At 61.8% G+C, this 26958-nt stretch carries 30 protein-coding genes; 19 read left to right on the forward strand and 11 right to left on the reverse strand.

Annotated elements, in window-relative coordinates:
• Genes N7U68_RS10845 through N7U68_RS10895 form a run of 11 tightly spaced genes read left to right on the forward strand, consistent with a single transcriptional unit; the run spans position 1 to position 8950 of the window.
• Positions 1-600 (forward strand): head-tail connector protein, encoded by a 600-nt coding sequence (locus N7U68_RS10845; protein ID WP_165195615.1) that lies wholly within the window; start codon positions 1-3, stop codon positions 598-600.
• On the forward strand, positions 600-938 hold the full coding sequence (locus tag N7U68_RS10850; RefSeq protein ID WP_263046810.1) for a head-tail adaptor protein: 339 nt from the start codon (positions 600-602) through the stop codon (positions 936-938). The genes N7U68_RS10845 and N7U68_RS10850 overlap by 1 nt, the downstream gene beginning before the upstream one ends.
• Positions 935-1354, forward strand: coding sequence for a DUF3168 domain-containing protein (locus N7U68_RS10855; RefSeq protein WP_263046811.1), 420 nt, complete (start codon positions 935-937; stop codon positions 1352-1354). Before N7U68_RS10850 ends, N7U68_RS10855 begins: the two co-directional genes overlap by 4 nt.
• 17 nt (positions 1355-1371) lie before the next feature.
• Entirely contained in the window at positions 1372-1785 is a 414-nt protein-coding gene (locus tag N7U68_RS10860; protein WP_165195609.1) for a phage major tail protein, TP901-1 family, read from the forward strand.
• 4 nt (positions 1786-1789) lie between these two features.
• Positions 1790-2110, forward strand: coding sequence for a gene transfer agent family protein (locus N7U68_RS10865; RefSeq protein ID WP_165197898.1), 321 nt, complete (start codon positions 1790-1792; stop codon positions 2108-2110).
• Positions 2107-2310 carry a rcc01693 family protein gene (locus N7U68_RS10870; RefSeq protein WP_263046812.1) on the forward strand — a complete coding sequence of 68 codons (204 nt, stop codon included), beginning with the start codon at positions 2107-2109 and terminating at the stop codon, positions 2308-2310. The genes N7U68_RS10865 and N7U68_RS10870 overlap by 4 nt, the downstream gene beginning before the upstream one ends.
• Positions 2303-2962 (forward strand): RcGTA-type gene transfer agent tail tape measure protein, encoded by a 660-nt coding sequence (locus N7U68_RS10875; protein ID WP_263046813.1) that lies wholly within the window; start codon positions 2303-2305, stop codon positions 2960-2962. The genes N7U68_RS10870 and N7U68_RS10875 overlap by 8 nt, the downstream gene beginning before the upstream one ends.
• Positions 2963-2980: 18 nt before the next feature.
• Positions 2981-3613: a DUF2460 domain-containing protein gene (locus N7U68_RS10880; protein ID WP_263046814.1), complete on the forward strand. Its 633-nt coding sequence runs from the start codon at positions 2981-2983 to the stop codon at positions 3611-3613.
• A complete protein-coding gene (locus tag N7U68_RS10885; protein WP_263046815.1) occupies positions 3610-4497 on the forward strand; it encodes a phage/gene transfer agent baseplate hub protein in 888 nt (295 codons plus the stop codon). Before N7U68_RS10880 ends, N7U68_RS10885 begins: the two co-directional genes overlap by 4 nt.
• Entirely contained in the window at positions 4494-4943 is a 450-nt protein-coding gene (locus N7U68_RS10890; RefSeq protein ID WP_263046816.1) for a C40 family peptidase, read from the forward strand. The genes N7U68_RS10885 and N7U68_RS10890 overlap by 4 nt, the downstream gene beginning before the upstream one ends.
• On the forward strand, positions 4943-8950 hold the full coding sequence (locus N7U68_RS10895; RefSeq protein WP_263046817.1) for a baseplate multidomain protein megatron: 4008 nt from the start codon (positions 4943-4945) through the stop codon (positions 8948-8950). Before N7U68_RS10890 ends, N7U68_RS10895 begins: the two co-directional genes overlap by 1 nt.
• A 52-nt stretch (positions 8951-9002) precedes the next feature.
• On the opposite strand, the gene N7U68_RS10900 is transcribed toward N7U68_RS10895, so the two are convergent.
• Positions 9003-9341, reverse strand: coding sequence for a TraR/DksA family transcriptional regulator (locus N7U68_RS10900; RefSeq protein ID WP_165195597.1), 339 nt, complete (start codon positions 9339-9341; stop codon positions 9003-9005).
• Positions 9342-9427: 86 nt separating this feature from the next.
• Here N7U68_RS10900 and cysE point away from each other — a divergent pair, with 86 nt between their 5' ends.
• Positions 9428-10234 (forward strand): serine O-acetyltransferase, encoded by an 807-nt coding sequence (gene cysE / locus N7U68_RS10905; RefSeq protein ID WP_165195595.1) that lies wholly within the window; start codon positions 9428-9430, stop codon positions 10232-10234.
• Positions 10235-10466: 232 nt separating this feature from the next.
• Complete coding sequence (locus tag N7U68_RS10910) at positions 10467-11090, forward strand: hypothetical protein (RefSeq protein ID WP_263046818.1); 624 nt, start codon at positions 10467-10469, stop codon at positions 11088-11090.
• A gap of 58 nt (positions 11091-11148) precedes the next feature.
• On the opposite strand, the gene N7U68_RS10915 is transcribed toward N7U68_RS10910, so the two are convergent.
• From N7U68_RS10915 to N7U68_RS10935, 5 genes are all read right to left on the reverse strand, one after another.
• Entirely contained in the window at positions 11149-12456 is a 1308-nt protein-coding gene (locus N7U68_RS10915; protein WP_263046819.1) for a pyruvate dehydrogenase complex dihydrolipoamide acetyltransferase, read from the reverse strand.
• A gap of 12 nt (positions 12457-12468) precedes the next feature.
• Positions 12469-13845 (reverse strand): pyruvate dehydrogenase complex E1 component subunit beta, encoded by a 1377-nt coding sequence (locus N7U68_RS10920; RefSeq protein WP_165195589.1) that lies wholly within the window; start codon positions 13843-13845, stop codon positions 12469-12471.
• On the reverse strand, positions 13846-14244 hold the full coding sequence (locus tag N7U68_RS10925) for a VOC family protein (RefSeq protein ID WP_165195587.1): 399 nt from the start codon (positions 14242-14244) through the stop codon (positions 13846-13848).
• Complete coding sequence (pdhA, locus tag N7U68_RS10930; RefSeq protein WP_263046820.1) at positions 14241-15257, reverse strand: pyruvate dehydrogenase (acetyl-transferring) E1 component subunit alpha; 1017 nt, start codon at positions 15255-15257, stop codon at positions 14241-14243. The genes N7U68_RS10925 and pdhA overlap by 4 nt, the downstream gene beginning before the upstream one ends.
• A gap of 284 nt (positions 15258-15541) precedes the next feature.
• A complete protein-coding gene (locus N7U68_RS10935; RefSeq protein ID WP_165195583.1) occupies positions 15542-16228 on the reverse strand; it encodes a response regulator transcription factor in 687 nt (228 codons plus the stop codon).
• A 159-nt stretch (positions 16229-16387) separates the two neighbouring features.
• Here N7U68_RS10935 and ribA point away from each other — a divergent pair, with 159 nt between their 5' ends.
• Entirely contained in the window at positions 16388-17479 is a 1092-nt protein-coding gene (gene ribA / locus N7U68_RS10940; RefSeq protein ID WP_263046821.1) for a GTP cyclohydrolase II, read from the forward strand.
• Here the strand turns inward: ribA and N7U68_RS10945 are convergent.
• Entirely contained in the window at positions 17476-18216 is a 741-nt protein-coding gene (locus N7U68_RS10945) for a glutamine amidotransferase (protein WP_263046822.1), read from the reverse strand. The two genes, ribA and N7U68_RS10945, sit on opposite strands and share 4 nt — an antisense overlap.
• A gap of 208 nt (positions 18217-18424) precedes the next feature.
• On the opposite strand from N7U68_RS10945, the gene N7U68_RS10950 reads away from it, so the two are divergent.
• From N7U68_RS10950 to lpxK, 3 genes are read left to right on the forward strand one after another with little or no spacing between them, the layout of a single operon-like run.
• The gene (locus N7U68_RS10950; protein ID WP_165195577.1) at positions 18425-18667 is read left to right on the forward strand and encodes a DUF4170 domain-containing protein; all 243 of its coding nucleotides are present in this window, start codon (positions 18425-18427) and stop codon (positions 18665-18667) included.
• Between the two features lie 11 nt (positions 18668-18678).
• Positions 18679-19899: a 3-deoxy-D-manno-octulosonic acid transferase gene (locus tag N7U68_RS10955; RefSeq protein ID WP_263046823.1), complete on the forward strand. Its 1221-nt coding sequence runs from the start codon at positions 18679-18681 to the stop codon at positions 19897-19899.
• Positions 19899-20915, forward strand: a complete 1017-nt coding sequence (lpxK, locus tag N7U68_RS10960; protein WP_263049145.1) for a tetraacyldisaccharide 4'-kinase — start codon at positions 19899-19901, stop codon at positions 20913-20915. Before N7U68_RS10955 ends, lpxK begins: the two co-directional genes overlap by 1 nt.
• Before the next feature lie 17 nt (positions 20916-20932).
• Here lpxK and N7U68_RS10965 read toward each other — a convergent pair whose 3' ends face one another.
• The 3 genes from N7U68_RS10965 to N7U68_RS10975 are packed head-to-tail and all read right to left on the reverse strand — an operon-like array spanning position 20933 to position 23337.
• Complete coding sequence (locus tag N7U68_RS10965) at positions 20933-22051, reverse strand: CaiB/BaiF CoA transferase family protein (protein ID WP_263046824.1); 1119 nt, start codon at positions 22049-22051, stop codon at positions 20933-20935.
• Positions 22048-22809 carry a DsbA family protein gene (locus tag N7U68_RS10970; RefSeq protein WP_263046825.1) on the reverse strand — a complete coding sequence of 254 codons (762 nt, stop codon included), beginning with the start codon at positions 22807-22809 and terminating at the stop codon, positions 22048-22050. The genes N7U68_RS10965 and N7U68_RS10970 overlap by 4 nt, the downstream gene beginning before the upstream one ends.
• 18 nt (positions 22810-22827) lie before the next feature.
• On the reverse strand, positions 22828-23337 hold the full coding sequence (locus tag N7U68_RS10975; protein WP_263046826.1) for a DUF721 domain-containing protein: 510 nt from the start codon (positions 23335-23337) through the stop codon (positions 22828-22830).
• 80 nt (positions 23338-23417) lie between these two features.
• Between N7U68_RS10975 and mutY the strand changes: the two genes are divergently transcribed.
• Together mutY and N7U68_RS10985 are read left to right on the forward strand one after the other, a co-directional pair.
• Positions 23418-24494 (forward strand): A/G-specific adenine glycosylase, encoded by a 1077-nt coding sequence (mutY, locus tag N7U68_RS10980; protein ID WP_263046827.1) that lies wholly within the window; start codon positions 23418-23420, stop codon positions 24492-24494.
• Positions 24495-24541: 47 nt separating this feature from the next.
• Entirely contained in the window at positions 24542-25675 is a 1134-nt protein-coding gene (locus tag N7U68_RS10985) for an alkane 1-monooxygenase (protein ID WP_263046828.1), read from the forward strand.
• Between the two features lie 125 nt (positions 25676-25800).
• Here N7U68_RS10985 and N7U68_RS10990 read toward each other — a convergent pair whose 3' ends face one another.
• Positions 25801-26916, reverse strand: a complete 1116-nt coding sequence (locus tag N7U68_RS10990; protein WP_165195565.1) for a site-specific DNA-methyltransferase — start codon at positions 26914-26916, stop codon at positions 25801-25803.
• Positions 26917-26958 lie beyond the last annotated feature (42 nt).

A 26958-nucleotide genomic window follows, 5' to 3' on the forward strand; every position in this document is an offset into this window, starting at 1 on the left:
ATGATATTGATCGAAGAAACCGCTGTTCCGCTCGTCGCGTTGCCAATGGATGCGTTCAAGGCGCATCTGCGGCTGGGAACCGGGTTTTCAGACGACGACGTGCAGGATGCCGTATTGGAGAGCTTTCTGCGGGCGGCGCTAGCCTCGATCGAGGCGCGGACCGGCAAAGTGTTGATCGCGCGTATCTTTGGCTGGGAGGTGCCGCGTTGGCGCGATGGCTATGGGCAGGCGTTGCCAGTGGCCCCGGTGAGCCAGATCCTGAGTCTGGTTATGCGAGATGTGGCCGATGTCGAAGTGTCCGCCGATCCAGACACCTATCGGCTCGAACGCGACTCGCATCGTCCAAGGATAGTACCGACGGGCACCGTGTTACCAACGATACCGATGGGCGGCGCGGCTGTTCTGCGATTTGTCGCTGGCTACGGGCCGGCATGGGGCGACCTGCCCGCCGATCTGGGACAGGCGGTGCTGCTGTTGGCGGCGCATTATTATGAATATCGCCACGAAACCGCATTAGGGAACGGGTGCATGCCGTTCGGGGTGACATCCCTGATCGAGCGGTATCGCACGGTGCGTCTGCTGGGCGGAGGGTACGTCTGATGGGGCGCGTCACTCTGAACCGGCAACTGGTGCTGGAGGCACCGGAACGCACCGCCGATGGCGCGGGCGGCTATAACGAGGTCTGGACTGTGCAGGGCACGCTCTGGGCGCAGATCAAGGCGCGTACCGGGCGAGAACTGACCGGCGGCGCGGCGCGGGTGTCGAATACGGCCTATCGGATCACTGTCCGTGCGGCACCGTATGGATCACCTTCGCGCCCCAGACCCGAGCAGCGTTTTCGCGATGGCGCGCGCATTTTTCGCATCGAGGCTGTGGCAGAGGCGGACCCGTCAGCGCGGTTGCTGACCTGCTATGCCGAAGAGGAGGTGGCGGTATGAGTTACGCAGCCTCTGCCGCCCTACAGGCGGCGATCTATGGCCGCCTGACCAGCGACGCCGCCATTGGCGCACTGGTCGGTGATGCGATCTATGACGCGCTGCCCGCCGGGCCGTTACCGGATACCTATGTGGCCCTCGGCCCCGAGGATGTGCGCGACCGGTCCGATGCCAGCGGCGGTGGGGCATGGCACCGGTTCATCATTTCCGTGGTGACCGAAGAGGCCGGATTTCACGCGGCCAAGACGCTGGCCGCTGCCATCGGCGATGCGCTGGTGGACGCCAGCCTTGTGCTGGATCGGGGTCGGCTGGTCGGGCTGCATTTTCACCGCGCCCGCGCCAAACGCGAGAGTGGCGGGCAGACGCGGCGCATCGACCTCACCTTTCGCGCACGTGTCGATGACATGGACATTGTTTAACCTTCGGAGAAAAAATCATGGCAGTTCAAAACGGCAAGGACCTACTGATCAAGGTCGATCTGACCGGTGACGGCAATTTTCAATCGGTGGCGGGGCTGCGCGCGACGCGCGTAAGTTTCAACGCCGAGAGCGTGGATGTCACCAGCCTGGAGAGTGCGGGCGGCTGGCGTGAGTTGCTGTCCGGCGCGGGTGTCAAGTCTGCGGCGATCAGCGGGTCGGGTATCTTCCGCGACGAGGGATCCGACGAGCGGATGCGGCAGGTGTTTTTTGACGGCGAAACACCAGAGTTTCAGGTGGTGATTCCTGATTTCGGCACGGTCGAAGGCCGGTTCCAAGTCACGTCGATCGAGTATTCCGGCACCCATGACGGCGAGGCGACCTATGAAATGGCGCTCGCGTCCGCTGGACAGCTGATCTTTGACGCGCTCTGAGCCGATGGCAAACCCCTGGGCAGGCGAAGTCGGGTTGGTGATTGATGGCGAGCGGCAAGTGCTGAAGCTGACGCTGGGCGCATTGGCCGAGCTAGAGGCGCAACTGGAAACCGGGTCACTGGTTGATCTGGTGGAACGTTTCGAGGGCGGCGCGTTCAGCACCCGCGATGTGCTGGCGCTGATCGTGGCCGGGCTGCGCGGTGGCGGATGGCGCGGCGCGGCTGCCGATCTGATCTCCGCCGAAATAGGCGGTGGGCCGATGGCGGCGGCGCGGGCGGCGGCGGAGTTGCTGGCGCGGGCCTTTATGCTGCCAGAGGACGCATGAGCGGGTTTGACTGGCCCGCCTTGATGCAGGCCGGGCTGCATGGGCTGCGCCTGAAGCCAGCCGAATTCTGGGCACTGACCCCGGCAGAGCTGCGCCTGATGCTGGGCGAGGCAAAGAGCCACACGCCGTTGGTGCGCAGCGGGCTGGAAGCGTTGATGCGCGCCTATCCCGACGACAATGGAGACGTAAACGATGGATGACACAGAGCAACTGGGCGAGTTGGATGCGCAGATCGAGGCGCTGGATGGATCGCTGGGGGATGCGGCGGATATGGCGGCTGCCTTTAACGCCGAAATGGCCCGCGTGCGCGCCACGTTCGAGCGCACCGGCTATGACGTGGCGACGCTGGACCGCGGGCTGAGCCGGGGATTGCGCGGCGCGATCAAGGGCGCGGTTGTCGATGGCGACAGCCTGTCGAGTGCGCTGCATTCATTGGCGAACACGATGATCAACACTGCGTTCACTGCGGCGGTAAAGCCGGTGACGGACCATGTGGGCGGGCTGATTTCATCGGGGATCGGCAATCTGGTGGGCGGGTTGCTGCCGTTCGAGAACGGTGCCGCATTTTCGCAGGGGCGCGTGCAGCCCTTTGCCAATGGCGGTGTTGTCAGCGGGCCGGTCACCTTTCCCATGCGCGGCGGTACCGGGTTGATGGGCGAAGCCGGGCCGGAGGCGATCATGCCGCTGGCGCGCGGTGCCGATGGAAAGCTGGGCGTGCGGGGCGGCGGCGGCAGCCCGGTCAATGTAGTGATGAACATTTCCACGCCCGATACCGACAGCTTTCGTCGCAGTCAGGGGCAGATCGCGGCGCAGCTGGGTCGGGCCATCGGGCGCGGCGGGCGCAATCGCTAGGATCAAGGGAGACAGATCATGGGTTTTCACGAAATACGTTTTCCAAGCAGCCTCAGCTTTGGCTCTGTCGGGGGACCGCAGCGCCACGCGGATGTGGTGACGCTGGCCAATGGCTATGAAGAGCGCAATTCCCCGTGGGCACATTCGCGCCGCCGGTATGACGCGGGCGTTGCCATGCGTGGGCTGGACGATATCGAAACACTGATTGCGTTTTTCGAGGCGCGGCGCGGGCAGTTGTACGGGTTTCGCTGGAAGGACTGGGCGGATTACCGATCCTGTCTGCCCTCGCGCGATGTGGCCTATGAGGATCAGGTCATTGCGACGGGTGATGACGTGACATCCAGTTTTGCGCTGATGAAAATCTACCGGTCCGGTACGCACAGCTATACGCGTCCCATCACCAAGCCCGTGCGCGGCACTGTGCGCATCGGGATCGGCGGGGACGAGCAGCAGGAGGGCATCCATTACGAGGTGGACACCGCGACCGGGGTTGTGAGCTTTGCCCATCCACCCAATGATGGCGAGCGGATCACTGCCGGGTTCGAGTTCGATGTGCCTGTGCGGTTCGATACCGACAGCATCCAGACCAGCGTGGCCAGCTTTCAGGCAGGTGACGCGCCGAGCGTGCCAGTGGTGGAGATCCGGGTATGAACATGCTTGACCCCGCGCTGGAAGCGCATCTGAAAACCGGCGTCACGACGACCTGCCGCTGCTGGGCGCTGACCCGCACCGATGGCGTGACGATGGGATTCACCGACCATGACGCGCCGCTGGTCTTTGACGGGACCACGTTCAAGGCCGATACGGGGCTAAGCGCGCTGGCATTGCAACAAAGTACGGGGCTGTCGGTGGACAATACCGAGGCGCTGGGGGCGCTGAGCGATGCGGCGATCCGTGAGGACGATATCGAAGCCGGACGTTATGACGGTGCGGAGATTCATGCGTGGCTGGTCAACTGGCAGGAAGTGGCCCAGCGCCATCTGCAATTTCGCGGAACGATTGGCGAGTTGCGGCGGTCGAACGGCGCGTTCGAAGCCGAGTTGCGCGGTCTGACCGAGGCGCTGAACCGGCCATTGGGTCGGGTCTATCAGAAACCCTGCACTGCCGTTCTGGGTGATGCAGGCTGTCGCTTTGATATCGCGGAGTTGGGGTACACGGTCGAGCGGGTCGTGGAAGAGATAGAAGATCGGCGCATTTTTCGCTTTGCAGCGTTTGGCGGGTTCGAGGGGAACTGGTTCCAGCATGGCCGTTTGGTGATGCTGGGCGGAGAGGCCAAGGGCCTGACGGGCGTTATCAAGCGCGACACCGAAACGGATGGTATCCGTGTGGTCGAACTGTGGCATCCGCTGCGCGCGCCGATCATCACCGGTGATCTGCTGCGGCTTGAGGCCGGGTGTGACAAACGAGCCCTGACCTGTCGTCTGAAGTTTCAAAATTTTCTGAACTATCAAGGGTTCCCCGACATTCCTGGCGATGACTGGTCGATCTCTGATCCCAGCAAGGCGGGCAGTCTGGATGGAGGGAGTCGCCGGTGACAGACCCTCAACAAAAGCGCATTGTCGCCGCCGCTCGTGGCTGGATTGGCACAGCTTACCGGCATCAAGCGTCCTGCCGGGGTGCGGGTACGGATTGTCTTGGCCTGTTGCGCGGTGTCTGGCGCGAGGTGCTGGGCAGCGAGCCGGAGGTGCCGCCCGCCTATTCGATGGACTGGTCAGAGCCTGCACGCGATGAGGCACTGTGGGCGGCGGCCCAACGGCATTTGCGGGCCAAGCCGCTGGAGCAAGAGGCGCCCGGCGATGTTCTGCTGTTTCGAATGCGTAACGGGGCAGTGGCCAAGCATCTGGGGCTGGCGGGTCAGGTCGGGCCGCAAGCCACATTCATCCACGCCTATTCCGGTCACAGCGTCGTGGAAAGCCCGCTGAGCGCGCCCTGGCGGCGGCGCATCGTGGCCAGATTCACATTTCCCGAGGAGCGTTTCTGATGGCAACCATATTACTCTCGGCCGCGGGTGCGGCGATCGGTGGCTCTGTTGGCGGGTCGGTGCTGGGTCTGTCGATGGCTGCGGTGGGTCGCTTTGCCGGCGGGGTGATCGGACGTTCGATTGATCAGCGTTTGTTGGGTAGCGGGTCGGATGTGGTGGAAAGCGGGCGCGCCAACCGGCTGCGCCTGACCGGGTCCGGGGAAGGCGACGCCGTTGCGCAGGTTTACGGGCGCATGCGGGTCGCGGGACAAGTGATCTGGGCCACAGAGTTTCGCGAAGACGTCACCGTGAGCGGTGGTGGGGGCGGCAAGGGCGGGCCATCGCGGCCCCAGACGCGGCGATTCAGCTATTCGATCAGCCTTGCGCTGGCGCTGTGTGAAGGTGCGATTTCCCATGTCGGGCGGGTCTGGGCCGACGGCAACGAGATCGCGCGTAGCAGCCTGTCGATGCGAGTCTATACCGGCACCCCGGATCAACTGCCCGATCCTAGGATCGAAGCGGTCGAAGGTGCGGGCACGGTGCCGGCCTATCGCGGCACGGCCTATGTGGTGATCGAGGATCTGGAACTGGGCGATTTTGGCAACCGGGTGCCGCAGTTTACGTTCGAGGTGATGCGCCCGGCGCAGGAGGACCAAGACGGCGCCGCGCTGGACCCGACGCATGCGGTGCGCGCGGTTGCATTGCTACCCGGTAGCGGCGAATACACGTTGGCGACAACGCCCGTTACGATGAATTTCGGCCCTGGCGCGACCGGGCTGGCGAATGTGAACACACCGTCCGGGCAGGCCGATTTCGCCACGGCACTGGAATCGCTGCAAGGTGAGCTGCCGGGATGCGGTGCAACGTCGCTGGTGGTGAGTTGGTTCGGCGACGACCTGCGCGCCGGGCACTGCCGCCTGCGACCCAAGATCGAGCAGGCGCAATATGACGCCAGCAACATGCCGTGGCAGGTGTCGGGCCTGACGCGCCACACCGCGCAACTGGTGCCGCGTGACGATGATGATGCACCGGTCTATGGCGGCACACCGACCGACGCCGCCGTGATTGAGAGCATTCTGGCGCTGCAACAAAGCGGGCAGGACGTGATGTTCTATCCCTTTATCCTGATGGATCAGTTGGCGGGTAATCCGCTGCCGGATCCCTATAGCGACGCAGACAGCCAGCCGCCCCTGCCCTGGCGCGGTCGGATCACGCTGAGCGAGGCACCGGGGCGTGATGGCAGCCCGGATGGCAGCGTGGCGGCGGATGCCGAAGTTGCGGCATTTTTTGGCACAGCCAAAGCCAGCGATTTCGCCGTGCAGACGATTGTGCCGGCGCAAAACAATACGGGTGCGAATGGTGCGCTTGGCCTGCTGAGTTATGGCGGGCCGGTCAAGGTCAGTCCGGTTCATTACACCGGCCCGGATGAATGGAGTTACCGGCGGTTTATCCTGCATAATGCGGCACTCTGCGCCGCTGTTGGCGGTGTCGAAAGCTTTTGCATCGGATCAGAAATGCGCGGGCTGACGCAGATACGCGGGGCGGCGGGCGGCTTTCCCGCCGTGGCGGCGCTGATCGAATTGGCGGCTGAGGTTCGCGCGGTGCTGGGGCCTGACGTCAAGATCGGGTATGCAGCGGACTGGAGCGAATATTCTGGCTACCAACCGCAGGATGGCAGCAATGACCGGTATTTCCACCTTGACCCGCTATGGGCCGATAGCAACGTGGATTTCATCGGTATCGACAACTACATGCCGCTGTCGGACTGGCGCGAGGGGCAGAACCACGCCGATGCAGATTGGGGCGCGATCTATGACCTTGGCTATCTGCAGTCCAATATCGAAGGCGGCGAGGGGTATGATTGGTTCTATCATTCATCCGAAGCACGCGCGGCACAGATCCGTACGCCGATTACCGATGAGGATCATGGCGAGCCGTGGGTCTGGCGCTACAAGGATATCCGCAACTGGTGGCAGAATGCCCATCACGATCGGATCGCTGGCACACGCAGTGCCGCCCCGACGCCGTGGATACCACAATCAAAGCCGATCCGCTTTACCGAGATCGGATGCCCGGCGGTGGACAAGGGCACCAATGAGCCGAACAAGTTCGTTGATGTGAAATCGTCTGAATCCGCGCTGCCGCACTATTCGACCGGGAGGCGCGATGATCTGATCCAGATGCAATATCTGCGGGCGTTGATCGGATACTGGACCGCCGACGGGGCGAACCCGGTTTCAGAGGAATATGACGGCCCGATGATCGACATGGATCATGCCCACGTTTGGGCGTGGGATGCGCGGCCTTTCCCGTTTTTCCCGAACAATCGCGGATTGTGGAAGGATGGCGAAAATTATGCGCGCGGGCACTGGGTCAACGGGCGCAGTTCGGCGCGCGGGCTGGCCTCTGTGGTACAGGAAATCTGTAGCCGGTCAGGGGCAGCGCATGTGGATACCAGCGCGCTGCACGATTATGTGCACGGCTATTCGGTCGAAGAGGTCAGCGAGGCGCGTTCTGCGCTGCAACCGTTGATGCTGCGCTATGGGTTCGATGCAGTCGAACGTGATGGCGTTTTGCGGTTTGTGCCGCGCGACGGGATTGCCGACGCCGATGTTGCGGCAGAGGTGCTGGTCCGCGATCCGCGCACCGGCGAGACACTGGAGGAAACCCGCGCCAGCACGGCAGAGCTGGCAGGTCGTGTTCGTCTGCGGTTCATCGAGGCGGATGGCGATTATCAGGTGATTGCAGAAGAAGCAGTGCTGCCCGATGAAGCGACTCATGCGGTGTCCACATCCGAGATGCCGTTGGCGATGACACGCGCCGAAGGCCGCGCAGTGGCAGAACGCTGGCTGTCCGAGGCGCGGGTTTCGACGGACACTGTCCGACTGACTCTGCCTCCGTCCTTGCTGCGTCTTGGGGCGGGGGATGTTCTGAGCCTGAACGAACCGGGCGGTCGGGGTCTGTTTCGTATCGACCGGATCGAGAACATGGGCAATGCACAGGCGGTGGATGCCGTCAGGATTGAGGCGGAAAGTTATGTTCCGATGGATATCACGGTCGAGCCGCCTGCGGTGCGCCCGTTCACGCCACCGGTGCCGGTGCTGCCACTGTTTCTGGATCTGCCGCTGATGACCGGGGCCGAAGTACCACACGCGCCGCATCTGGCGGTGACCGCGCAGCCCTGGCCGGGCAATGCGGCGCTATACAGTTCGGACAGCGACGCGAATTATCAGCTGAACCGGCTGATTGAAACCCGCGCAAGCGTCGGCCTCACCGAAGGGGCGCTGGCCCCGGCCCGGCCCGGTCTGATCGACCGGGGGGATGGCCTGATTGTGCGGATGCTGTCGGGCCAACTGGAGAGCGTCGGCGAGGATGCGATGCTGGGTGGGGCCAACCTGTGCGCCATTGGTGATGGCACGCCCGAGGGCTGGGAGCTGATGCAGTTTCGCGACGCAGAGTTGGTGGGGCAGAACACCTACATCCTGCGCCATCGGCTGCGCGGTCAGTTGGGTACTGACGTTTCGGTATCCGGCGCATGGCCTGCGGGCAGCTACATCGTGATGCTGGACGGAACACCGGATCAGATCGAGCTGACTGATGCCGCCCGGCGTCGTGCGCGCCATTACCGCATCGGCCCCGCAGGTCGTCCGGTGGATGATCCATCCTATCAGTATGCGGTGATCGCATTCGAGGGGATCGGGCTGCGTCCGCTCAGCCCCGTACATCTGCGGGCGCAGGTGGACGCGACGGGCGAGACCGCGCTGCGCTGGATCAGGCGCACGCGCATTGATGGTGATCGCTGGGACACGCCCGATGTGCCGCTGGGCGAGGAAAGCGAGCAATACATCCTGCGCGTGTTGGAAAATGCCGAACTGCGGCGCGAAGAGATCGTGACGTCACCGACATGGACCTATGGTGTCGCTGCCAAAAACGCAGATGGAATCACCGGCGGGTACGAGGTGCAGGTCGCGCAAATATCGGCCAAGTTCGGCGCTGGGGTCTTTGCCTCACTGGCGGTACCGGCCTGAAGCCATTTGCGTTTTGCGTCGAGTCGGCACGTCAGAGTAAATGCAATCCGCGTTAACCCCGCGCGCAATCAATGCATCTGGTCGCGGCTGGATCAAGGTCCAGCCGTGGCAGTGCGATATCGTCGCCGCAATCCTCGCAATAGCCAAACTCGCCCTCGTCGATCCGTGTCAGCGCGGTCATAAGCCGCTTGCGCTCGGCTGTGCGGCGGGCGTGCGAGGCTTTGGCCATCGCCTGATTTTGCAGTGCGTCCATACGGCTGAGCCGTCCGACAGATTGCTGATCTAGCGTGACGGTTGCCTGCCCCGCCGCCCCGAGATCATCGGCGCTGCCCAGTTCGGCCAGCCGCGCCGTAATCGACGCGCGGAACTTTTCTGCTGTTGTCTCATCCATTTATGTGACGCACCCAATCACAGCTTTCAATTTTGCCATTCGCGGCTATCTGGTATACTGCGCCCCGAGCAATAGGAGTATCCGCGATGGCCGAGACCCGCGCAAAACTGTCAAAGCTGGACCCGGTCTGGCAACAGATTACCACTGAAGCCGAGGCTGCAGTCAAGCATGAGCCGCTGTTGGGCGGCCTCGTGCATTCCAGCATCCTGCACTACAACGACATAGAGTCGGCCCTCGCCTACCGGGTATCGCTCAAGCTGGCATCCAGCGAGATGCCCGAACAGATCGTGCGCGAAATCTGCGATTGGGCCTATAGTTCGGACGCGGATCTGGCATTGGCTGCGCGCGCGGATATCGTCGCGGTCAATGATCGCGACCCGGCCTGTGACCGCTTCATCCTGCCGCTGCTGTTCTTCAAGGGATTCCAAGCGATTCAAGCGTATCGCGTGGCCAACTGGCTGTGGCGCGAGGGGCGCAACGACATGGCGCGGTTTTTCCAGATGCGTGCATCCGAGGTGTTCGGTGTTGATATTCACCCTGCGGCCAAGATCGGCATGGGCATCATGATCGACCACGCGCATTCCATCGTGATCGGTGAAACCGCAGTTGTTGGTGACAACGTGTCAATGCTGCATTCGGTGACATTGGGCGGTACCGGTAAGGAAGAAGAGGACCGCCACCCCAAAATCGGCGACGGCGTTCTGATCGGCGCGGGTGCCAAGGTGCTGGGCAATATCAAGGTCGGCCATTGCAGCCGGATCGCGGCGGGATCCGTCGTTCTGGAAGAAGTGCCGCCATGCAAAACAGTTGCCGGTGTGCCAGCCAGAATCGTTGGCGAGGCGGGTTGTGATCAACCTTCGGTGTCGATGGACCAGTTGCTAGGCGTGCGCTAAGCGCGCCAGAACATCAGCGATTTCCCGCTCGGGCCCTGTCCTGAATATAGGTGAAGTGCACGAGACCTGCTATGATCAACCTGAGATTGATCATAGCAGGTGCGCAATGCCTAGGCTCTTACACACTCTCCTCTGGTCGGCCTGTGTACTGGTTCTGGGTTCCTGCGGGTTCGTTGACAGACTGGGAAGTCTTGAATCCCGCAGCTTCTCTTTCAGGCCGACGATAGAGGGCGTGCATCATGTCGGACGGGCCTACACCAATGGCGTTTGCCCGTTCCTGCAACGGCGCGGCACCGCGTCGACGATGCTGCGCGAATGGGATGCCCGCGGCGGGCTAGACGAACGTGGCCTGCTGGTGGGCTACAGCTCATCGGTTTATCGCGGCGCGGACCCGGTGCCTTGCGACTTGTGGGTTCACCACGCGTTTCAGGGGAAAACATTCTTTGTTCTGGACGCGTTGCCTGCCGGCACCATTGTCGAGGCTGCGCGTCTGACCTTTTCCACCCGTTCGATGCCGCTGCTTGACAGTGGCGTGGCATCCAATCCGTGCCGCTACCGGATCGGGACGGCGAACGGGCTATCCACTGCTGCGTATGATTTCGACCGCGATGCGTCAGGTCTGATCGCCACCCGCGCCACCCGCCCCGGCAATACACTGGCAGGGGGTGCCGTGGATGTCACAAGATCGGTGGCAGAGTGGGTCAATCGCGGATCGGCAGATAACTGGTTCGTCTTTTCCATCGAGGACGGGCGCGCCCTGATTGAGCATTCAGAAGACGATCAGACCGCCTATTGCACGATGTATGTCGACGACGTCGCTTTAGAGGTCACGGCGCTAATCTCCCCCGTGCCCTGACGTCGAGTGGCCCGCCGTAGCAGACTGGGGCGGGCCACACTTTTTACGAGATGATATCTCAGGCGAGCATCACCATCGGACTTTCCAGATTATCGACGATATGCTGAAGCAATTCAGCGCCCAGCGCGCCGTCGATCACCCGGTGATCCACCGACAGCGTGACCGACATGACGGTAGCGACCGACAGTTCGCCGTCCTTGCCAACGACGGGCTTTTTTACGCCAGCGCCCACGGCCAGAATCGCGCCATGTGGCGGGTTGATCACCGCGTCGAAATTATCAATGCCGAACATGCCAAGGTTAGAGATGGCGAAGCTGCCGCCCTGATATTCATGCGGGGCGAGTTTTCGGTCGCGCGCGCGGGTGGCGAGGTCTTTCATTTCGGCCGACAGCGCCGACAACGATTTCATGTCCGCATCCTTCAGCACCGGGGTAAAGAGGCCACCCTCGATTGCCACGGCCACGGCCACATCGGACGGTTTCAATTGCAACACCCGGTCGCCCGCCCAGACCGCATTGGCGGCAGGCACAGCTTGGAGAGCCAATGCGCAAGCTTTGATGATGAAATCATTCACGCTGAGCTTCACACCGCGCGGCTCTAGCTGTTTGTTCAGATCACCGCGGAATTTCAGCAGCGCATCCAACCGGATATCGCGGCGCAGGTAGAAATGCGGCACGGTTTGCTTGGCCTCTGTCAGGCGCGCGGCGATCGTCTTGCGCATCCCGTCGAGTTTGATTTCCTCGTATTCACGGTCCTCATAGATCGCTGCCACACTGCTGGCGCTGGGGCCTGCGGGCATGGCGGTGGCCTGCGGTGCTTGTTCGGCTTTTGGTGCGGCAGTTTCGGCGGATTTCGCCGTGGTGCCCGGCGTTGCCGCCTCTACATCCGCCTTGACGATCCGCCCGTGCGGGCCAGAGCCCGTGATCTGGCTCAGGTCCAGCCCTTTGTCCGCCGCGATGCGCCGCGCGAGGGGGGAGGCAAAGACCCGGTCGCCGCCCTCGGTTTTGGGTGCGGCGGGGGCTGCGGCCTGTTGCGCGGGCTTCTCTGAACTCTCTGGCTTCGGCGTGTCTGCCACCTGCGGTGCATCGGGCGCGCTGGTGGTGCCGATGTCATCCGCGCTTTCGCCTTCCTCCAACAGCACGGCGATGGCGGTGTTTACTTTCACCGCTTCAGTGCCCTCGGCAATCAGAAGTTTGCCGATGGTTCCTTCGTCAACAGCTTCGAACTCCATCGTCGCCTTGTCGGTTTCAATCTCGGCCAGCAGATCACCGGAGGACACGGTGTCACCCTCCTTGACCAGCCATTTGGCGAGTGTGCCTTCTTCCATCGTGGGGCTAAGGGCGGGCATCAGAATTTCAATGGTCATGTCTCAGGCTCCTCAGCGGTAGGTCACTTTTCGCACGGTCTCGATCACCTCATCCACTGACGTCAGCGCCAGTTTCTCGAGGTTGGCGGCATAGGGCATCGGCACATCCTTGCCCGTACAGCTAAGCACCGGGGCGTCGAGGTGGTCGAAGGCGCGTTCCATGATCACCGCCGACAGATGGTTGCCGATGGCGCCCACGGGCCAGCCTTCTTCGACCGTGACGCAGCGGTTGGTTTTCATCACCGATGCCAGCACCGTGTCATAGTCGATGGGGCGCAGGGTGCGCAGGTCGATCACTTCGGCATCTATCCCCTCCTCGGCCAGCTTATCCGCTGCCTCCAGCGCATAGGTCATACCGATGCCAAAGCTGACGATGGTCACGTCGCCCCCCTCGCGCCAGATGCGCGCCTTGCCAAAGGGAATGGTGAAATCCTCCAGAACCGGCACGTCGAAACTGCGCCCGTAGAGGATTTCGTTTTCCAAAAACACGACCGGGTTGGGGTCACGGATCGCGGATTTCAGCAGGCCCTTGGCGTCAGCGGCGGAATAGGGTTGCACCACTTTCAGCCCCGGTATCTGTGCATACCATGCGGCGTAATCCTGCGAATGCTGCGCGCCGACACGCGCCGCAGCGCCGTTCGGACCACGGAACACGATGGGGCAGCCCATCTGACCACCCGACATATATAGCGTCTTGGCCGCCGAATTGATGATCTGGTCAATCGCCTGCATGGCAAAGTTCCACGTCATGAACTCCACTATAGGCCGCAGACCGCCAAAGGCCGCGCCGACGCCGATCCCGGCAAAGCCATGTTCGGTGATCGGTGTGTCGATGACGCGCTTGGCACCGAATTCATCCAGCAGCCCTTGGGTGATTTTGTAGGCACCCTGATACTCGGCGACTTCCTCACCCATGACAAAGACATCGCCATCGCGGCGCATCTCTTCGGCCATGGCCGAATTGAGTGCCTCGCGCACGGTCTGTTTCTTCATCTCGGTGCCTTCGGGCCAATCCGGACTGGCGTTGGATTGCGGCGCAGCCGCACTGGACGCGGCGCGCGGTTGTGCGGGGGCAGTTTGTGGTTCAGCGGTTGGCGCAGGCTTTGCAACGTCGTCAGACGTGTCGCCAATATCGTCGGCGCTTTCGCCCTCTTCCAGCAGCACGGCGATTGCAGTGTTCACTTTGACCGCCTCGGTGCCCTCGGCAATCAGGATCTTGCCGATGGTGCCCTCGTCCACGGCCTCGAATTCCATCGTTGCCTTGTCAGTTTCGATCTCGGCAAGGATATCGCCGGAACTGACGGTATCACCTTCTTTGACCAGCCATTTGGCCAATGTTCCCTCTTCCATCGTCGGGCTGAGGGCGGGCATCAGGATTTCTGTTGGCATCTACTCGCTCTCCCCTGCAGACGTGATAAAGCCGAACACATTGCCTTGGCCATCCTCGCAATAGGCGACTCGGCCAATGCCTGGGTAATCGGTGGGCGGCAACGCCTCGGACCCGCCATTGGCGAGTGCCGTTGCATAAACCGCATCCACGTCACCCACATCAAAGGTCAGCGTACAGCCGCGAATCGCACTGCCTGCGTCATGGCTCTTGTCCATGCGCCGCAACAATCCGCCGGTCAGGCCGTGCTCTGCTCCGATACCGTCGCCTTCGACCAGATGATAGGCGGCCTCGTCACCGCCGCCCTCGCTCATCGGGGTGAACCGCCAGCCCAGTACCTTGCTGTAGAACTGCTTGGCGCGGTCCATATCATTTACGTGAATCTCGAAATGTGCGCTCATTCCACCAACTCCTGCGGTGCGACGTCGGTGTAGATATCAGTCCACAACTCTGCGGCCGCCGGTTCGGGGCTGTCCTTGGCGAAATCGGCCGATGCGTTGACGATCTGCTTGATCACTTTGTCGATCGCTTTCAAATCGTCCTCTGTCGCGTGCTTGCCGGTCAGCAGCAGGTCGCGCACATGCTCGATCGCGTCTTTTTCCTCGCGCATTTTCTGGACTTCTTCACGGGTCCGGTACTTGGCCGGGTCCGACATGGAATGCCCGCGATAGCGGTATGTCTTGATCTCAAGGATATATGGCCCCTTGCCTGCGCGGCAGTGGCCAACGGCCTTTTGACCCGCGTCCCTTACAGCCAGCACGTCCATGCCATCGACCATTTCGCCGGGAATGCCGAACGCCTCGCCACGGGTGTAGATGTCCTGTGTGGAGGTCGAGCGTTTCTGCGAAGTACCCATCGCATACTGGTTGTTCTCGATCACAAAGATCACCGGCAGCGACCACAACGCGGCCATGTTGAACGTCTCGTAAACCTGTCCCTGATTGGCGGCACCATCGCCAAAATAGGTAAATGTCACATGGTCGTTGCCCCGGTATTTGTCAGAGAATGCCAGCCCCGCGCCCAGCGGTACGTTGGCCCCGACGATGCCGTGCCCGCCATAGAAATGTTTCTCGGTCGAGAACATGTGCATCGAACCACCCTTGCCCCGGCTGTAACCGCCTTCGCGCCCGGTCAATTCGGCCATAACGCCGTTCGGGTCCATTCCACAGGCCAGCATGTGTCCGTGATCTCGGTAGGTGGTGATGCGTTTGTCGCCCTCTTTGGCGGTGGCCTCGAGTCCGACGACGACGGCCTCCTGCCCGATATAGAGATGGCAGAACCCGCCGATCAGACCCATGCCATATAGCTGACCGGCCTTTTCCTCGAATCGACGGATCAGCAGCATGTCGCGATAGTAGGCCTTGAGTTCATCCGCCGAGGCGTTTGATTTTGCGCTCGATTTCTTGGCAGCCATGGGCGTTCGGCTCCTTCTTGCTGGCATCTCGGAACAGGTAGTTTAGCATTAAACTATATCATACAGCGTCCAGGTGTGTCTGGCGAGACCGAATTTGAAACAGGCGCCGACGCGCCGTCGATTTTACGTTTCAGAGTGGTGCACCAAAAAAAGACCCCGGTAAAAACCGGGGCCAGTCCAACAGGGAGGGGCATATCTTGGGGACCGCATATGCGGGCGGTTTCTTCGTAGCGGCAAACGATGCGCTGCTGACCAAACGACGGTCCGGGGCAAATGGTTCCCGATCACGCCAACAAGCGATAGCCACCGCTTTCGGTCACGAGCAAGCGCGCGTTCGACGGGTCTGGCTCGATCTTTTGCCGCAGACGATAAATATGCGTCTCAAGCGTGTGCGTGGTCACGCCAGCGTTATACCCCCAGACCTCGTGCAGCAGCACATCGCGCGCCACCACGCCCTCGGTCGAGCGGTAGAGAAACTTGAGAATATTGGTTTCTTTCTCGGTCAAGCGAACCTTGCGGTCATCCTCGGCAATCAGCATCTTCATCGCCGGTTTGAACGTATATGGCCCCAGCTGAAACACGGCATCCTCGGATTGCTCATGCTGGCGCAGCTGGGCGCGAATACGCGCCAGAAGCACGGGAAACTTGAACGGTTTGGTCACGTAATCATTCGCGCCTGCGTCGAGCCCCAGAATAGTATCGGCGTCGCCGTCATGGCCCGTCAGCATCAGGATGGGCGATTTCACCCCTTGTTTGCGCATCAGACGGCACAATTCGCGCCCGTCGGTGTCAGGCAGTCCGACGTCGAGAATCACCAGATCGTAGATCGTGTCCTTGGCATGGGCCATTGCCTCGGCACCATTACCCGCCTCAAAGACATCGAAATCTTCGGTCATGATCAACTGCTCGCTCAGCGCCTCGCGCAGATCTTCGTCATCGTCGACCAGCAGAATTTTTTTGAGCTGTGCCATGCGTTTTCCTTGTGTCGTTTCAATACACTTGCGCGGCCCGGCGCGGCGCGGCAAGGGTTGCAACACCCAGATCACGCCCAAGTGTTGCACAGCGACGAATTGTTTCATTCCGTTTCAAAAAGTCTTAGATGAGGGCATTCAACGACCACGGGATAGCCGATGACCCTTTCGCCCGACCTGACTGACCTGCTGGCCCGCGCGCGTGCCGATCTGCGAATGGGCGTGCCTGTGGTGCTGTCGGATGGGGCTGCTGGCACTGTCATGTTGGCTGCTGAGACGGTCCGTGCCGACCGTCTTGCCGGATTGCGCACGCTGGATGGAACGCCCGTACTGGCCGTGACCGCGCGCCGGGCAGAGACACTAAAGGCGCGCGCCTATGACGGCACGCTGGCCCGTATCGAGGTGCCGGAGGGCGCCGATGTTGCCTGGGTCCACGCTGTGGCCGACCCTAAGGATGATCTACGCACCCCGATGAAAGGCCCGTTTGTCACCGCACGCGGCGGCGCGGCCACGATGCATGCGCTGGCGCTGGCGTTGGTGAAATCCGCGCGCCTGCTACCTGCCGCTTTGCTGGCCGATGTGGCGGACCCTGTCGCATTTGCCCAGCAGTCCGGCCTGACGTGCCTGCCCGCCGGGCCAAGCCGGGACATGATCGAGGCCAGCAGCCCCCTGCACAGGGTGGTGCAGGCGCGTCTGCCGTTAGCGGTGTCAGAAGCCGGGCGGTTGCATGTCTTTCGCCCCGAGGACGGCGGTGAAGAACATTACGCGGTCGAAATAGGTCAGCCCGACCGATCCGCCCCGGTGCTGGCGCGGCTGCATTCGGCCTGCTTTACCGGCGATCTGATGGGCAGCCTCAAGTGCGACTGTGGTCCGCAACTGCGCGCGGCGCTGGCACAGATGGGGGCGGAAGGCGCGGGTGTCCTCCTTTATCTCAATCAAGAGGGTCGCGGTATCGGCCTCGCGAACAAGATGCGCGCCTATTCATTGCAGGATCAGGGCTTCGACACGGTCGAGGCCAATCATCGCCTCGGGTTCGAGGATGACGAGCGCGATTTTCGCATCGGGGCGGGCATTCTGGCGCAAATGGGGTTTCGTCAGGTGCGGCTGATGACAAACAACCCGGCCAAGATCGAGATGATGCAGAGCTGTGGCATTAACGTGACCGAGCGCGTCCCGCTCAAGGTCGGCGAGACCGTGCAGAACCGCGCCTACCTTGCCACCAAGGCGGCAAAATCAGGGCATCTGTTTTAGCGCGCATACCGCGAGACGAAATTGCGCAGCACCTTTTCCGGCGCGTGGACATCCGCCGACCGCGCCATCGCGGTCAGTGCTTCGGCCTCTTCGGGAGGGAAGTAGCCGCGATGTTTGTAAACTCCGATGCGCGTCACGAAACCCTCTGAATCCGCCTCCGGGTGGAACTGTGTTGCGTAGACGTTCGTGCCATAGCGCACCATCTGATAGGGGCACGGGTCCGAGCGCACGAGTTGCACACAGCCCTCGGGCAACGCCTGCAATGCCTCCTTGTGACCGACGAAAGCATCAAAGCTATCGGGCAGGCCCGACAACAGGGGGTCGGCGCGGCCCTCTGCCGTCATTTCGCACCGGCTGGTGCCGACGGGTTCCCCATAGGCCGATTTGCTGACGTCACCGCCCAGATGCTTGCCCAGTATCCCGATACCGTAGCAACAACCGAGATACGGGAAATCGCGGGCCGTGATCTGCGGCATGATTGACATGACTTCGGCCTCTATCCGCGCCTCTGCCTCGGACTTTTCCTCGGGCGTGTCGCTGACGCATCCGGGGCCACCACCGACGATCACGCCGCTGAGGTCGTCCAGATCAAGCGTCGCAGGCAGCGTCTGCTGATCCAGCCGTACCCGCAGTGTCTGATCTATGTCCAACCCACCCTTGCGCAGAATGGCTGCAAATTCATCGTCTGACGCCTCTGTTTCGGGCCGCAATTGCAGGATCAAGAATGGTTTCGACATGGCCCTAGCCTTTGATAGCAAACCCCGACTGGGTGCCCCACGACGCGGATGGCGTCAAGCGTCACAGTCCGCTTTGGCCGTGCTCTGGCAACTTGGATACTCTTCCGGCGCTCATCGCCGCATTGCTTGACCCTGCCTGCATATCGCATAAGGCTACCACCAGCCCCGGATTTCCCGGCATTGCCTCGAAACGCCAAGGAAACAACATATGACCCAACGCCTGCACCTCGTCTTTGGTGGCGAACTGATCGACCCGGCCCGCAACGTTTTCAAGGATGTCGACGACCTGCATATCGTCGGAATCTTTCCGGATTATGCCTCTGCCTATGACGCGTGGAAAAACGAGGCGCAACGCACCGTGGACAACGCCCACATGCGGTATTTCATTGCCCATCTGCACAAGCTTCGGGACGAGGAAACCGCCGCGTCACCAACGGATGAGCTGGGCTAGAGGCATCGCGCGTGGCCAGATCACGCCCCCTAGCGGATTATGTGCCCTGGCCACGCCGTGCCGGGCAGCCCCCGGCCGATGGCCATGTCAAACGGCCCGAAGGTGCGCTGATCTGGGGGCATGCTCTCACGCTGGATCATGCCAAGGCATTGGTACAGTTGACCGAACGGCTGGCGGCACAGCGCCCCGGCGCGCTGCACCTGATGCTGACCATGGCACCCGAGGTGCCTATGCTAGCCGACCTGCCCGCGCGTGTTTTGCCATCACCTCTGCCAGATGACGTTTCGGCCGCAGCAGAGGTGTTTCTGGATCATTGGCAGCCTGATCTGTGCCTCTGGACGGGCGGCGGGCTGCGGCCAACACTGATCGCCTGCGCGGATCGCCGGGAAATCCCGCTTTATCTGATCGACGCCGAGGCGACACACCTGCCGCGATCGGGATGGCGCTGGCTGCCCGATCTGCCGCGCGGCGCGCTTACCCGGTTTTCGATGATCCTTGCCCGGTCGAAATCGGATGCGCGCCATCTTCAGCGCATGGGCATTCGTGAAAGCGGGATCAGCGTATCCGGCGTTTTTCGCGAGGGCGCAATGGCGCTGCCGCATGATGAAACACTGCGCGGGGAAATGGCGGAATGTCTGCGTGGCAGACCCGTCTGGCTGGCGGCTATGGTTCAACCCGGCGAGTTGGATGACATCCTGCGCGCGCACCGCACTGCCAGCAAGCTGGCACACCGCCTGTTTCTGGTGCTGGTGCCGGACGATCTTTCGCAGACCGGGCACTTTATTGAGACCTTACGCGAGGGCGGGTGGCGTCATGTGGTATGGTCCGAGGGCGGCATGCCCGAGGAAACGACACAGGTTCTGCTGGCAGACACCCGTGGCGAAATGGGGTTATGGTATCGACTGGCCACGATCACCCTGATGGGAAGTTCGCTGAAGGCAGGCCAGCAGGGGCGCGATCCGAACGAGCCCGCTGCACATGGCTCTGCGATCATGCATGGCCCCAATGTCGGTCGATACCTATCCGACTACAGCCGCTACGCGGAGGCGGGCGCTGCATGCGTCGTGCGCGACGCCGACACGTTATCGGCGGTGTTGGCACGGTTGATTGCACCGGATCAATCGGCGGCTATGGCCCATGCTGCATGGGACGTCGCGTCGGCTAGCGCGCAGGTGACCGATCAGATTCTGGATCTGATCCATGATACGCTCGACGTGCTGGAGGCCGGATGATGCGCGCGCCGGGCTTCTGGTTGAACCCGCCGGACCGGCCCGGACTGGCGGCGCGGCTCCTGTCCCCTCTTGGCGCCCTGTATGCGCGCGGCACGGCACGGCGGTTGGCACAGGGTCGCGGTGACACGGTTGGCGTCCCAGTGATCTGCGTCGGCAACATCAACGCGGGCGGTACTGGCAAGACACCAACGGTAATCGCGATTGCTGCGAGGCTGGTCGCGGCAGGACGCGCGGTGCATGTGGTCAGCCGTGGACATGGTGGCGCGCTATCCGGCCCGGTTCAGGTCGATCCGCGCGCACACACTGCCGCCGATGTCGGGGATGAACCGCTGTTGATTGCGGCCTTTGCACCGGTTTGGGTGGCTCGGGACCGCGCGGCGGGTGCGCGTGCCGCCGTGGCTGCGGGCGCAGAGGTGATCGTGTTGGATGACGGCTTCCAGAACCCGTCTCTGGTACAGGATATGGCCATTGTCGTGGTGGATGCCGCTGCCGGGTTCGGCAACGGGCGCTGCCTGCCTGCCGGGCCGCTGCGCGAACCTGTCAAGGTCGGTCTGACGCGCGCTGATCTACTGCTGTCCATCGGTGGTGCGACACAACAGGCGGCATTTTCGAACGCATGGTCAGATCAGGTTGCAGTACCTCATCTGCGCGGTGCCCTCGTGCCGCTGCAAACCGGGATGGACTGGGCCGGGGCGCGCGTCTTTGGGTTTGCCGGGATCGGCCACCCGGAAAAGTTCTTTGCCGCCTTGAAGGCGCTTGGCGCTGATCTGGCGGGCACCGAGGCGCTGGAGGATCACCAACCGCTGACGCCTGCGCTGATGTCCCGACTGGCGTCGGACGCTGCCGCGCTTGGTGCGCAACTGGTCACGACCGAGAAGGATGCCGTGCGATTGCCGGATGCGTTCCGCGCGCAGGTTTTGACACTGCCAGTTCGTCTGGAAATCGAAGATTGGTCCGCTCTGAATGCTGCGCTGGAGCGGCTCGGAGCGATAAACCGCGAACCGCCCCGAGCCTAGCCCGAGGCGGGAAGCTATCAAGCGTCACCGTCGCCCAGTTTGGGTGATGGTCGTTCCAGCACCAGATCGGCGTCTGAAAACTGGATCGGCGTACGGACACCGGGCACACCGCCCGGCGCGATCTGAAGGCCGCGCGCAACCACTTGCGGATCGGCGAATACCTCGTCGAGCGCATTGATCGGTCCGGCGGGCACGCCTGCCCCTTCGCAGGCGGCCAAGAGATCGGCCTTGGTAAATTCGGCCGTGCGCGCAGTCAGCAATTCGGTCAACCGGTCACGATGCGCCACTCGGTCGGCATTGGTGGCATATTCCGGCGCGTGCGCCAGTTCCGGCACGCCCAATACGTCGCACAGGCGCTGGTACTGCCCGTCATTGCCCACTGCGATGATGATGTATCCATCCGCACAATCGAACACCTGATAGGGTGTCAGATTGGGGTGAAAATTACCGATGCGCCCCGGCGCCTGCCCGGTCGACAAGTAGTTCATCGCCTGATTGGCCGTGACAGCCACAGCCACATCCAGCAACGCCATGTCTATCTGCTGCCCCTTGCCGGTCGTGTGGCGCTGGTGCACCGCCGCGAGGATCGCCGTCGTGGCATAGACCCCACTGAACACATCCGTAATCGCAACGCCCGCGCGGGTTGGCTGGCCGTCCGGCGCACCGGTGATCGACATCAACCCGGACATGCCCTGAATGATATAGTCGTATCCCGCCCGGTGCGCATATGGCCCATCCTGCCCGAACCCGGTGATCGAGCAGTAGATCAGGCGCGGATTGACCTGTGACAGGCTGGCGTAATCCAGCCCGTATTTGGCCAGACCACCCACCTTGAAATTCTCGATCACGATATCGGCATCCGCCACCATCTGCCGGACGCGTTCCTGACCTTCGGGGGTGCGAAAATCGACCGCGGCGCTCTTCTTGCCACGGTTGCAGCCGTGAAAATAAGCCGCGCTTCGTTCGTCGCCACGATCAATAAAAGGCGGCCCCCAGCGACGGGTGTCATCCCCCTCGGGGCTCTCGACCTTGATCACTTCGGCCCCGAGATCGGCCAATGTCTGCCCGGCCCAAGGACCGGCCAGAATGCGGGCCAGTTCGATCACCTTGAGGCCGGCGAGGGGTGCTGCACTCATTCCGCGAGCTTCTCGTCGAGGATCTTGGACAGCTCTTCATAGCTCATGTTGCTGTGTTGCTCTCCGTTGATCATCAGCGTCGGCGTCGAGCTGATGTCATCCGCCTCGGCATTGGTCTGAAACCACGCGACAAGCGCCTCGGCCTTGGCCGCATCGGTCAGGCATGCTTCTAGCTGCTCTTCGCCCATACCGGCGACTTTGCCGATCTTGCGCAGCTTGTCGGCTATGGCCACCGGATCGCTACCCGATACCCAATCACGCTGCTGATTGTAGAGCATGTCAGAGATGCCAAAGAACCGGGACGGCCCGTCACAACGCGCCACCATCGCAGCCCACAGGCCGGGACGGTCGAAGTAAACATCGCGATAGATGAACTGGATCTTGCCGGTGTCGATATAGTTGGACTTGAGTTGCTTGAACGTCGTCTTGTGAAAGTTTGCGCAATGCGGGCAAGTGAACGAGGCGTATTCTGTCACAGTCACGTTGGCATCCGGGTTGCCCAGCGTCATTTCGTAGATGCCATCTGCGTTCGGTTCTGGGGTGGGCGCCTCGGTGGCGGCGGTATCTTTCTCTGCCGGTTCTGCGGCCGCTTCGGCCTCGGAGGTCTCGGTTGGCGACGCCGCTTCTGCCTCTGGTGCGGCCTCTTGGGTCGCGGCGCTTTCGGTTGCAGTGCCTTCGGTCGCTGTGTCGGTCTGAGCCATCAGCGCGCCGCCCCATGCAGCGAGCGTAACAGCGCCGAGAATTGTCATACGGTTCATCATTTATCCCTTTGTGGATCAGCTTTTCTGTTTGGACAGTACATTGGCACCCAGCGCAGCAAGTGCAAGGCGCAGATTGGCATCGCCGACGGGTGCCGCCAGTTCTGCCGCCGTTGCATTGACCTGCGGATCGTTGTGGGCCTCCGCTTGCGGTTTGGCGCGATGCTCAAAGCTGGCCTGACCATCGGCAAAGCCGGTCGCCGCGGTCTGGGTAATCAGGATGCGCGAAATCGCGTTGTAGCCATAAACGCCGTTCACTTTCTCGCGCAGCTTTTCCTTCTGCATTTCCAGCATCGGCGCCTGCGGGCCGGTGGTCAGCACGGTCAAGGTCGCGCCAAAACCCCCGCGCGAATAGGAAACGTTGACAGGGCGCGAAATGGCGGCGATCGCCTCTCCTGCGATCTCTGTCCATTGGGTCAGCAGGCGCGATTGTTCGAATCCACGACTGGCCGAGGCACGCTTGATCCGGTCCTGAAGCAGGCTGGATGTGCGTTTAAAGCCGCGCGTCGTGGTCTTGCGGTTTGCCATGGTTGACCTCATTCTCTGAAACCGCATTTTAGGGCATGTGGCACTGCATGCCAGCCCATAACCTGATCAGGACATAAAGAATGCGTGATACGCCCGGCGCGGCACGGCTGTCGGCCCTTTTGCTGGACTGGTACGACGCCAATGCGCGCAGCATGCCTTGGCGCGTGGCCCCGGCCGCACGGCTGTCAGGCCAGCGACCCGATCCCTATGCGGTCTGGCTGTCCGAAGTCATGTTGCAGCAAACCACCGTTGCCGCCGTACGCAGTTACTTTGAGGCGTTTACCGCACGCTGGCCGACTGTCACGGACATGGCTGGTGCCGAGGATGCCGACGTGATGGGCGCATGGGCCGGGCTGGGCTACTACGCGCGGGCGCGCAACCTGCTGAAATGTGCGCGTGTGGTGACGGACGAGTATGACGGGCGCTTTCCCGACACACATGCCGAACTGCTAAAACTGCCCGGCATCGGCCCCTATACCGCCGCTGCGATCTCGGCCATCGCGTTTGATGCGCCCGAGACCGTCGTGGACGGCAATGTGGAACGGGTGATGGCACGGTTGCACGACATTCACACGCCGCTGCCCACCGCCAAACCCGAACTGACCGCCGCCGCCGCCGCCCTGACACCATCTGACCGGCCCGGAGACTATGCACAGGCCGTCATGGACTTGGGGGCAACGATCTGCACGCCGCGCAATCCTGCCTGCGGGATCTGCCCCTGGATGGCGTTTTGTGCGGCGCGCACGGCAGGAACCGCAGCGGCCCTGCCCGCAAAACTGCCGAAAAAGCCCAAACCGATCCGCCTCGGGATCGCCTATGTCGCGCAACGTGCCGATGGTGCGTTGTTGCTGGAGCGGCGCGAGGATCGGGGCCTGTTGGGCGGCATGCTGGGCTGGCCCGGTAGTGAATGGACCGAAGCGGTACCTGAACCGACCCCACCTGTTGACGCCGAATGGCTGCTGTTGGAGGACGAGGCGCGTCATACCTTTACCCATTTCCACCTGCGTCTGAAGATTGCAATCGCATCGACCCCGATGAATGCCGCGCCCGACCATGGGACGTTTATCGAACGATCCCGGTTTCGACCCACCGAATTACCCACCGTTATGCGCAAAGTCTTTGATCTGGCGCGTGGCAGGCTGGAAAATCTCGGATAGAGTCGCACCAAACACCCCTCTGACCTCTGCTCAAGGATCACCTGGATATGACCCCACCCTCAACCGTCGCAAAGGTACAGAACGCCCTTCCGTTCTGGATGACGTTACTGCTGGTGCCGCTCGCGCTGATCGGTGCCCTAGTGGGCGGGTGGACTGTCATCCTGCTGCCGTTGTTCACATGGTATTTCTTTACCATTCTCGATGCATTCATTGGCCTCAATCTGGCAAACAACGACCCTGAAACGGGCGAGGACCAGCTGACATGGTACAAGATGATCACGCTGATCTGGGCACCTGTTCAGGTCGTGCTGCTGTTCTGGATGATCTGGTATGTGCCCAGTGCGGACCATTTGAGCGCGTTGGAAAAAATCGTGCTGTTCTTTGGCGTTGGTGTGATCACCGGCACTGTCGGGATCAACTACAGTCACGAGCTGATGCACCAGAAAAACAAGTGGGAACGCTGGATGGGCGATGCGCTGTTGGCGATGGTCCTGTATTCGCATTTCCGGTCCGAGCACCTGCTGGTGCATCACCGTCACGTCGGCACGCCGCGCGATCCGGTAACCGCGCGGTATAACGAGGGGTTCTATCGGTTCTTTATCCGCGTGCTGCCCGGTTCGCTGAAATCCGCCTTTGCCGCGGAAAAGGCGATGCAGGCCCGCAAGGACCGCGCGTGGACGCATCCCAGCAATCCGTTTTTCCGGTATTGGGCGCTACAGGGCGCGATGCTGGTGCTGGCGCTGTTGCTGGGGGGCTGGGCGGGTCTCTTTCTGTTCGTCTGGCAGGCCTTTATCGCGGTCTGGCAGCTGGAATTAGTGAACTATATCGAACATTACGGCCTGACCCGCAAACATCTGGGGGATGGCAAATACGAGCATGTCAAACCGCAACACAGCTGGAATGCCGCGCACAAGGCGTCGAACTGGCTGCTGATCAACCTGCAACGCCATTCGGACCACCATTACAAACCCGACCGCCGATTCCCACTGTTGCAAAACTATACCGAGGCCAACGCGCCGCAACTGCCCTATGGCTATCCGCTGATGACCATGGCGGCGATGGTCCCGCCGTTGTGGCGGCGCGTGATGAACCGGCGGGTGCGGCGCTGGCGCGAGATGTATTACCCCGAGATCACCGAATGGAAGGCGTATAACAAGGCGCTGAATCCATCCCCGCGGTAAAGACAGCGAACAAGCATGCCGGATAGCAGAAAAAAGGCCCCGTCACATGAGGTGACGGGGCAGAGGTATAGTGCCTAGCGTCAGGCCGCAGGCACCGGCGGTGTTCTTTGTAGTGTTCGAAAGCTTCAGTTCGGGCGGCTGGCCATTTCGGCGCGGATTTGCTGGCGCAACAGGTCAATCGGGACCTTTTTGCCGTCGCGCTTGAAACACCAGTAGGTCCAGCCATTGCAGCTGGGCGCGCCTTCCAGATGGGCACCGACCTGATGGATTGACCCCTTGATGTCCTCGCCGATCAGGGTGCCATCGGCGCGGACCTTGGCCTTGTGCCGCTTGTTCATCGAATAGAGTTCCTCGCCGGGACGCAGCATGCCGCGTTCGACCAGCTGACCGAAGGGCACGCGTGGTTCTGCGCGTTTGCTGGTGGACACTTCCAGCGCCTCTCGGTCGTACTTGCGGATGCCTTTCAGGCGTTTCTCGGCCACCTCGCGATAGGCGGCTTCGCGTTCGATCCCGATGAAATCGCGGCCCAGCATCTTGGCCACTGCGCCGGTCGTTCCGGTGCCAAAGAACGGGTCGAGGACCACATCGCCGGGGTTGGTGCTGCCCACCAGAACGCGGTGCAGCAGGCTTTCTGGTTTTTGCGTTGGATGTGCCTTGTCGCCATCCTCGTTCTTGAGCCGCTCATGCCCGGTGCAGATCGGCAATACCCAGTCGCTGCGCATCTGGATACCTTCGTTCAGGGATTTCAGCGCCTCATAGTTGAAGGTGTATTTGCCACCTTCCTGTTTGGACGCCCAGATCATCGTTTCGTGCGCATTGGTCAAACGCTTGCCGCGGAAATTCGGCATCGGGTTCGACTTGCGCCAGACCACATCGTTCAGGATCCAATAGCCAGCGTCCTGCATCGCAGAACCGACCCGAAAGATGTTGTGATAAGAGCCGATCACCCAAATAGCCCCGTTGGGTTTGAGCAATCGGCGTGCTGCCTGAAGCCAGTCTTGGGTAAATCTGTCATAGGCGGCAAACGAGGAAAATTGATCCCAGGCGTCATCGACGGCATCCACTTGGGAATTGTCGGGGCGATGCAAGTCGCCCTTGAGCTGGAGGTTATATGGCGGATCTGCAAAAATCAGATCAACCGACGCTTCTGGCAGGGACTGCATCACCTCGATGCAGTCGCCGGAAAGAATCGTGTTAAGAGGGAGCGCAGCCGCGCTCTTTGCTTTGGTCATCGTCTTCATTCTCTGCCTCTGTCCCGGCGCTTGCTGCGCTCTGGTTCGTTG

Origin of the sequence: Roseovarius pelagicus, from assembly GCF_025639885.1 — a bacterium.
In the GTDB taxonomy this organism is placed as follows: Bacteria; Pseudomonadota; Alphaproteobacteria; order Rhodobacterales; family Rhodobacteraceae; genus Roseovarius; species Roseovarius pelagicus.

What these genes read in the sequence shown, in the direction of transcription:
- cysE (WP_165195595.1), top strand. Translation starts at nt 9,428, where the DNA reads ATGGCCGAGACCCGCGCAAAACTGTCAAAGCTGGACCCGGTCTGGCAA.
- N7U68_RS10885 (WP_263046815.1), top strand. Translation starts at nt 3,610, where the DNA reads ATGAACATGCTTGACCCCGCGCTGGAAGCGCATCTGAAAACCGGCGTC.
- mutY (WP_263046827.1), top strand. Translation starts at nt 23,418, where the DNA reads ATGCGTGATACGCCCGGCGCGGCACGGCTGTCGGCCCTTTTGCTGGAC.
- N7U68_RS10970 (WP_263046825.1), bottom strand. Translation starts at nt 22,809, where the DNA reads ATGAACCGTATGACAATTCTCGGCGCTGTTACGCTCGCTGCATGGGGC.
- N7U68_RS10945 (WP_263046822.1), bottom strand. Translation starts at nt 18,216, where the DNA reads ATGTCGAAACCATTCTTGATCCTGCAATTGCGGCCCGAAACAGAGGCG.
- N7U68_RS10990 (WP_165195565.1), bottom strand. Translation starts at nt 26,916, where the DNA reads ATGAAGACGATGACCAAAGCAAAGAGCGCGGCTGCGCTCCCTCTTAAC.
- N7U68_RS10855 (WP_263046811.1), top strand. Translation starts at nt 935, where the DNA reads ATGAGTTACGCAGCCTCTGCCGCCCTACAGGCGGCGATCTATGGCCGC.
- ribA (WP_263046821.1), top strand. Translation starts at nt 16,388, where the DNA reads ATGACCCTTTCGCCCGACCTGACTGACCTGCTGGCCCGCGCGCGTGCC.
- N7U68_RS10875 (WP_263046813.1), top strand. Translation starts at nt 2,303, where the DNA reads ATGGATGACACAGAGCAACTGGGCGAGTTGGATGCGCAGATCGAGGCG.
- N7U68_RS10850 (WP_263046810.1), top strand. Translation starts at nt 600, where the DNA reads ATGGGGCGCGTCACTCTGAACCGGCAACTGGTGCTGGAGGCACCGGAA.
- N7U68_RS10925 (WP_165195587.1), bottom strand. Translation starts at nt 14,244, where the DNA reads ATGAGCGCACATTTCGAGATTCACGTAAATGATATGGACCGCGCCAAG.
- N7U68_RS10870 (WP_263046812.1), top strand. Translation starts at nt 2,107, where the DNA reads ATGAGCGGGTTTGACTGGCCCGCCTTGATGCAGGCCGGGCTGCATGGG.
- N7U68_RS10845 (WP_165195615.1), top strand. Translation starts at nt 1, where the DNA reads ATGATATTGATCGAAGAAACCGCTGTTCCGCTCGTCGCGTTGCCAATG.
- lpxK (WP_263049145.1), top strand. Translation starts at nt 19,899, where the DNA reads ATGCGCGCGCCGGGCTTCTGGTTGAACCCGCCGGACCGGCCCGGACTG.
- N7U68_RS10950 (WP_165195577.1), top strand. Translation starts at nt 18,425, where the DNA reads ATGACCCAACGCCTGCACCTCGTCTTTGGTGGCGAACTGATCGACCCG.
- N7U68_RS10860 (WP_165195609.1), top strand. Translation starts at nt 1,372, where the DNA reads ATGGCAGTTCAAAACGGCAAGGACCTACTGATCAAGGTCGATCTGACC.
- N7U68_RS10985 (WP_263046828.1), top strand. Translation starts at nt 24,542, where the DNA reads ATGACCCCACCCTCAACCGTCGCAAAGGTACAGAACGCCCTTCCGTTC.
- N7U68_RS10880 (WP_263046814.1), top strand. Translation starts at nt 2,981, where the DNA reads ATGGGTTTTCACGAAATACGTTTTCCAAGCAGCCTCAGCTTTGGCTCT.
- N7U68_RS10965 (WP_263046824.1), bottom strand. Translation starts at nt 22,051, where the DNA reads ATGAGTGCAGCACCCCTCGCCGGCCTCAAGGTGATCGAACTGGCCCGC.
- N7U68_RS10935 (WP_165195583.1), bottom strand. Translation starts at nt 16,228, where the DNA reads ATGGCACAGCTCAAAAAAATTCTGCTGGTCGACGATGACGAAGATCTG.
- N7U68_RS10920 (WP_165195589.1), bottom strand. Translation starts at nt 13,845, where the DNA reads ATGCCAACAGAAATCCTGATGCCCGCCCTCAGCCCGACGATGGAAGAG.
- N7U68_RS10865 (WP_165197898.1), top strand. Translation starts at nt 1,790, where the DNA reads ATGGCAAACCCCTGGGCAGGCGAAGTCGGGTTGGTGATTGATGGCGAG.
- N7U68_RS10975 (WP_263046826.1), bottom strand. Translation starts at nt 23,337, where the DNA reads ATGGCAAACCGCAAGACCACGACGCGCGGCTTTAAACGCACATCCAGC.
- N7U68_RS10895 (WP_263046817.1), top strand. Translation starts at nt 4,943, where the DNA reads ATGGCAACCATATTACTCTCGGCCGCGGGTGCGGCGATCGGTGGCTCT.
- N7U68_RS10900 (WP_165195597.1), bottom strand. Translation starts at nt 9,341, where the DNA reads ATGGATGAGACAACAGCAGAAAAGTTCCGCGCGTCGATTACGGCGCGG.
- N7U68_RS10915 (WP_263046819.1), bottom strand. Translation starts at nt 12,456, where the DNA reads ATGACCATTGAAATTCTGATGCCCGCCCTTAGCCCCACGATGGAAGAA.
- pdhA (WP_263046820.1), bottom strand. Translation starts at nt 15,257, where the DNA reads ATGGCTGCCAAGAAATCGAGCGCAAAATCAAACGCCTCGGCGGATGAA.